4 protein-coding genes and 1 pseudogene are annotated in these 6,376 nt (G+C 66.3%); all 5 read left to right on the forward strand.

Annotation, left to right across the window (positions count from 1 at the left end; translation table 11 throughout):
- Positions 1-359, forward strand: a pseudogene (locus ELR45_RS33590) (sugar ABC transporter substrate-binding protein); the annotation flags it as partial.
- 116 nt (positions 360-475) lie between these two features.
- Entirely contained in the window at positions 476-1,327 is an 852-nt protein-coding gene (locus tag ELR45_RS33595; protein WP_420814003.1) for a carbohydrate ABC transporter permease, read from the forward strand.
- The gene (locus ELR45_RS33600) at positions 1,324-2,148 is read left to right on the forward strand and encodes a carbohydrate ABC transporter permease (RefSeq protein ID WP_129670172.1); all 825 of its coding nucleotides are present in this window, start codon (positions 1,324-1,326) and stop codon (positions 2,146-2,148) included. The genes ELR45_RS33595 and ELR45_RS33600 overlap by 4 nt, the downstream gene beginning before the upstream one ends.
- Before the next feature lie 61 nt (positions 2,149-2,209).
- Positions 2,210-3,736 (forward strand): alpha-N-arabinofuranosidase, encoded by a 1,527-nt coding sequence (locus tag ELR45_RS33605; RefSeq protein ID WP_205857795.1) that lies wholly within the window; start codon positions 2,210-2,212, stop codon positions 3,734-3,736.
- A gap of 73 nt (positions 3,737-3,809) precedes the next feature.
- Positions 3,810-6,376, forward strand: a 2,567-nt coding sequence (locus tag ELR45_RS33610) for an ATP-binding protein (RefSeq protein ID WP_129670173.1), incomplete at its 3' end; no start/stop codon positions are given.

Genomic DNA, 6,376 nt, shown 5'->3' on the forward strand with positions numbered 1-6,376 from the left:
TCATGGCGGGAGCGGCGTCACCCGGATTCGCGATCAACTCGGCCACTGACAATCCAGAGGAGGCCGAGCGGTTCCTGGAGTTCCTCGCCAGTGAGGAGGGGATCCGGCTCTACCAGGAGGCGACGGGCGCCGTGACGACGACGTCGAACTACGAGCCCGAGCTGGACCCGGCACTCGATATCGTCTTCGAGCACGTGGTGGAGGGTGAGATCTACCTGCCGACGATCTCGTGGCCGCGGCACGAAGACGCGCTGCGCGTCGAACAGGTCGCCAAGGTCCAGGAGATGGTGATGGGCCAGATCTCGCCGGCCGACGTCGCCGACGCCCTTGATCGTAAGCTCGCCGAGCTCGACGGGTGAGTGTCAACGTGGCCACGACAGGCGTCGCCCGCCGGCATTCGGCGGGTGACGCCGGCGAGCGCGGCCGGCGTGAACGGTTCCGAGACGGCCGGTGGAGAGAGGCGACGGCGAACCAGCTGTTCCTGGTCCCGGTAGCAGCGGTGTTCGTCGTGCTCTTCGCCATCCCGCTCGGCCGGTCGATCTACTACAGCTTCACGGACTTCGACGGCTACTCGAACGAGAAGAACTTCGTCGGGCTGCGTAACTATGGGCGGATCTTCTCCGACTCGGCGATGTCGGCAGGGCTGTCGTTCACGTTGCTCTTCGCCGTCGGAACGACACTGCTGGTCACCATGATCGCGATTCCCCTCGCGGTGGTGCTGGACCAGAAGTTCTTCGGCCGCAACGTCGTGCGCGCGGTGTTCTTCTTCCCGGCCATTCCGAGCATCGCGCTGCTGGGGCTGGTGTGGACGTTTATCCTCTCCCCGCTCGCGTCCGGGGTGCTCAACTCCACGCTGGACGCGTTGTTTGGCGTCGGTCCCGTTCCGTGGCTGTCGGACAGCACGCTGGCGCGAGCGTCCACCATCTTCGTCGGCGTGTGGGCACAGGCGGGCTGGCACGCGATCCTCTACCTCGCGTACCTGCAGTCGATTCCCGGCGACTACTACGAGGCGGCGACGATCGACGGCGCGTCGTCGAGGCAGCAGTTCTTCCGGATCACGCTTCCCCTGCTCATGCCGGCCATGACGGTGAGTCAGCTCCTGCTGCTCACCGGTGGACTCAAAGTGTTCGACCTGCCGTTCACGCTGACCGGGGGCGGGCCGGGATACTCGACACACACGATCACACAGGCGATCATCCAGGGCGGCCTCGCTCAGGGAAGGTTCGGTGAGGGGTCGGCGCTCGCCGTGGTCTTCATGCTGGTGGTGCTCGCGGTGATCCTGGGGCAGCTCGCCGTCGCTCGTCGTCTGGAGAGGCGGGTGCTATGAGACACCGTAAGCACGGCTCGCTGGTGACCAGCGTGGTGATGATCGCACTGGCCTGCGTGGTGGGCCTGCCGTTCTACTACATCGTCGTCAACACGCTGAAGACGCAAGAGCAGGCGGCGAGTTCACCGCTCGCACCGCCGAGCGAGCTTTACCTGGACAACTTCTCCACCGTCTTCGACTCCGTCCCGGTGCTGGACAGCTTCGCGAACACCGTGTACGTGACCGCACTGTCCGTCGTGCTGATGCTGTTGATCGGCTCGATGGCGGCGTACGCCATCATCATGCGCAGGTCACGGTTCAACCGGTGGTTCAGCGTGCTGCTCCTGCTGGCGTTCATGGTGCCGTTCCAGACCACGCTCCTGCCGCTGTACGAGATGATGGCCGACGTCCAGCTCATCGACAGCTTGAACGGCCTGGTGGTGCTGTACAGCGCTGGCTCGATCTTCTGCTACTTCCTCATCCAGGGGTATATGAAGACCGTTCCCCATGAGATCATCGAGGCCGCGAGGATCGACGGCTGTGGCCCGTTCGGCATCTACTGGCGCATCGTCCTGCCGCTGATCCGGCCGATTCTGGTCACCGTCGGCGTCTTCCAGGTGATGTGGGTGTGGAACGACTTCATCACCCCGAACGTGTTCATCACCTCGCCCGAGAAGGCCACGCTCGTGTTGCAGGTCTACTCGGCGGTGGGGCAGTTCTCCGTGGACTGGCCGGCGTTCATGACGTTGAGCGTCGTCGTTCTGATCCCCATGGTGATCTTCTTCCTCACCATGCAGCGCCACATCGTGAAGGGGCTGGTGAGCGGCAGTGTGAAGTCATGACGGACGATCATGTAGAGCGACCTAGTGCGAAATACGGCAGCGCCAGAACGAAAGGACTTACGTGTCGAACACGACCATGAAAGCCGTCGTCAACCTCGACGTCCCGGGCCCGACTATCAGCCGGCACCTCTACGGCCACTTCGCCGAACACCTCGGCCGGTGCATCTATGACGGGTTCTATGTCGGGGAAGGCTCGGCAGTCCCCAACGTCGGTGGCATCCGCACCGACATCGTGGATGCGCTCCGGGCACTGGACATCCCGAATCTGCGCTGGCCGGGCGGGTGCTTCGCGGATGAGTACCACTGGCGTGACGGCATCGGCCCGAAGGAGTCACGGCCCTCGATGGTGAACACCCACTGGGGCAATGTGGTCGAGAACAATCATTTCGGCACGCATGAGTTCATGGATCTGTGCGAGATGCTCGGCGCGGAACCCTACATCTCCGGCAACGTGGGCAGCGGCACCGTGCAGGAGATGAGCGAATGGGTGGAGTACCTGACCCGCTCGGGCGACTCTCCGATGTCGCGGCTGCGGCGGGAGAACGGGCGCGAGGAGCCGTGGAAGGTCAAGTTCTGGGGGATCGGCAACGAGACCTGGGGCTGCGGAGGAAACATGCGGGCCGAGTACTTCGCGGATCTCGCCCGCCAGTACGCCACCTACTGCAAGAACCATGGCGACAACACGCTCTACCGGGTCGCGTCCGGAGCCCGCGACGACGACTACTCGTGGACAGAGGCGCTGATGAAGTCGATCAGCTGTCTCGGCTGCTCCCAAGGGCCGCGGAACATCTACCAGGCGACGTCGTTCCATTACTACACCTCGGCCCCGGCCTGGGAGAACAAAGGTCGGGCGACGTCGTTCAGCGACGACGAGTATGACCAGACGATGGCCAACGCGTGGCGGATCGACGAGATCATCGCCGGCCATTCGCGCGTCATGGACTGCTACGACCCGCAGGCGCGGATCGGCCTGGTGTGCGACGAGTGGGGCACCTGGTGGAAGACCGAGGAGGGGACGAACCCCTCTTTCCTCTTCCAGCAGAACGCCCTGCGTGACGCCCTGGTGGCCAGTCTGCACTTCGACATCTTCCACAAGCACGCCCGCCGGCTGGTCATGGCGAACATCGCGCAGACCGTCAACGTCTTGCAGGCGATGGTCCTCACCGACGGCGAGCGGTTCGTCCTGACGCCGACGTACCACGTGTTCGAGATGAACAAGGACCATCAGGACGCCGTGAACCTGCCGCTACACGTGACCCATGACAGTCCTCGCCGCGCCGTCGACGGCCGCGAGTTCGAGAGTGTCTCAGCCTCGGCCAGCGTCAAGGACGGCCGAGTACTGGTGTCCATGACCAACCTGGACCTGCACGACGACGCTCGTATCCGGCTCGACCTGCGCGGTGCCGGCTGGACGCTGGGAGAGGGCAGGATCCTCACTGCGTCCTCGGTTCAGGCTCACAACACGGTTGACGATCTCTCGGCCGTCGCGCCGGAGAAGTTCGACGGTGCGCAGCGCGATGGCGAGTCACTCGTCGTCGACCTGCCGGCCCACTCGTTCGCCACCGTTCAGCTCAGCGTCGAGCAGTAGATCGGATCCCGGTACTCGGCATCTGGCGGTTATTCAGAGGTGACGTGTCGGTTCCAGGTGGCACGATGGGTGTGTGACCAACCAAGCGCCGCAATCGGCGATGATCGGGCGGGAGAGCGAGCTTTCCGAACTCCGCACCGCCTTCAAGGGCGTTCTCGCCGGTGAACCGGCGGCCGTCCTGGTGAGCGGTGAGGCCGGCATCGGCAAGACGCGCCTGGTCGAGGAGTTCACCGCCGAGGCGGCGGCAGGTGGTGCGCTGGTGGTCGTGGGCCAGTCGGTTGAGCTCGACGGCGAGGAGATGGCCTTCGTTCCGGTGATCGGGCTCTTGAGCGGTCTGCTCGCCCGGCTGGGACCGGATCGGGTCATCGAGCTGGCGGGGCCGGCCGGCCACGCGCTCACCGCGCTCTTGCCGGAGCTGGGCGGTACTCCGGACCAGGCGGCCGAAGGGCGGGGCCGGTTGTATGAGGTCGTCACCACTTTGCTCGAGCGCGTCGCCGCGGACCGCCCGCTCGTCGCGGTCGTCGAGGATCTGCAATGGGCAGACGGCCCCAGCCGCGACCTCCTGCGGTTCGTCGTGCGGAGCATGATCGCCGCTCCGGTCCTGCTGGTGTTGACCACCCGGGCCGACGAGGTGGGCCGGGGGCACCCGCTGCGCCCCTTGCTCGCCGAGCTTGACCGGACCCGGCGCGTCGTACGGCTGGACGTCGGACGGCTCAGCCGCGAGCATGTCGCCGATCAGCTGCATGGCATCGTCGGTCGGGATGTCGACCAGGAGCACGTAGAACGGGTCTTCGAGCGCAGCGAAGGGGTGCCTTTCTACGTCGAGGAGCTGGCAAACGTCGATCATCATGCCGGTCACGCGCAGCTTCCTAGCTCGTTGCGGGACCTGCTGCTGGTACGGATCGAGCCGCTGCCTGAACCGACCCAGAAGCTCCTGCGGCTGATGTCGCTGGCCGGCCAGCACATTCACCACGCGATGTTGGAAGCCGTCGCCGAGTACGACGTCCCCGCCCTCGAGTCGTCGTTGCGGGACGCCATCGCTGCCGGTGTCATCGTCGTCGACGGCGACGGCTACAGCTTCCGGCATGCCTTGCTCCGGGAAGCCGTCCACGACGACGTGCTCCCAGGCGAGCATGCGCGTCTCCATGCCCGTTATGCGCGTACGCTGGAAGAACGTCCGGATCTGGTGCCGGACGGACGGGTGGCGGCGGCGATCGCCCACCACTGGTACTTCGCACACGACGTCGAGCGTGCCTTCACCTGGTCCCTGCGCGCCGCGGACGAGCTGGTCGGCGTCTACGCCCACGCTTCTGCTCAGCTGATGCTCGAGCGTGGCTTGGAGCTGTGGGACCAGGTCGATGATCCGGAGACCGTGTCCGGCGGCACCCGAGTCGACCTGATGCTCCGAGCCTGCCTGGAGGCGGGCGAGGCCGGCGAGGACGAGCGTGCCACGGCGCTGGCGAGGGCGGCGCTGGAGTATGTCGACGTCGAGAGCGAGCCGGTTCTCGCCGGCGAGGTGCTGGGATGGGCCGGCCGGATGATGTGTCGGACCGGAATGCCCGGTGCAGTCGACAAGCTGAGGCGGGCCGCGGAGCTGATCCCACCGTCCCCGCCGTCGGTCACCCGTGCCCAGGTGCTGGAGTCCCTGGCCATGATGCTCATGCTCGAATGGGACTTCGACGAGGCGTTCCGGGTCTGCGACGACGCCGAGCAGGCGGCGGCCGCCGCCGGAGCGGATCACCTGGTCGCCTCGGCACGGATCACCAGGGGCTCGGTCCTGAGCGAGCACGGCAACGCCGACGACGCGATGGCCGAGTTCGCCCGTGCGCGATCGGTGGAGACCGACGTCCCTGGGATCCTGATCCGGTACCACGTCAACGTGTCACACGCCCTAAACCTGTTCGGGCGGTACCGCGAGGCCGTACAGGTGGCCACGGAGGGCAAGGCACGTGCCACAGAAGTGGGTCGTGGACGAACACAGGGCTCGATGCTGGCCGGGAACGCCGCGGAGCCGCTGTTGGCCCTCGGTGAATGGGACCGCGCGGAGCGTCTGATCACACGCGGGCTCGAGCTGCGTCCCGCGGAAGAGCACGTCGGCCACCTGCACAACCTACGGGGCCGGTTGGCGTTGTGGCGCGGTGATCTGGAGACCGCGGAACGCATCCTCGCCGACCTGCGCGCGGGGATCGCTTCCAAGGCGACGTACCCCCAGCACAGTAGGTACGTCGCCCGTTCGTACGCCGAGCTGCTGCTTGCCCGCGGCGACTATGACGGGGCCTGGGCTGCGGTGACGGAAGTCCTGCGTGGGCCCGGGAAGGCCGACGGCCCGGGTTTCGATCTGCCGCTGGCCTTCGTCGGCGCACGAGCAATTGCCGAGCGGATCCGGTCGGGCGGGCTCGGCGAGGAAGAAGCCGACGACGTCGATTGGCTCCGTTCCACTGCCGACAGGCTGGCGGCGAACTCGTCGGTACCGTTGTGGCGGCTGCTGGTCGAGGCTGAACTGGGCGGGCGTGGCTGCACCGGGCATGATGCGACCAGGTGGGATGACGTGCTGGCCGAGCTCGCTCGGGCCGAAGGGCCGGTGAACCTGATCTCGTATGCCGGATACCGCACAGGCTGGGCGCTGCTCGAGGCCGGCGC

The sequence above is a fragment of the Phytoactinopolyspora endophytica genome (assembly GCF_004138495.1).
In the GTDB taxonomy this organism is placed as follows: Bacteria; Actinomycetota; Actinomycetes; order Jiangellales; family Jiangellaceae; genus Phytoactinopolyspora; species Phytoactinopolyspora endophytica.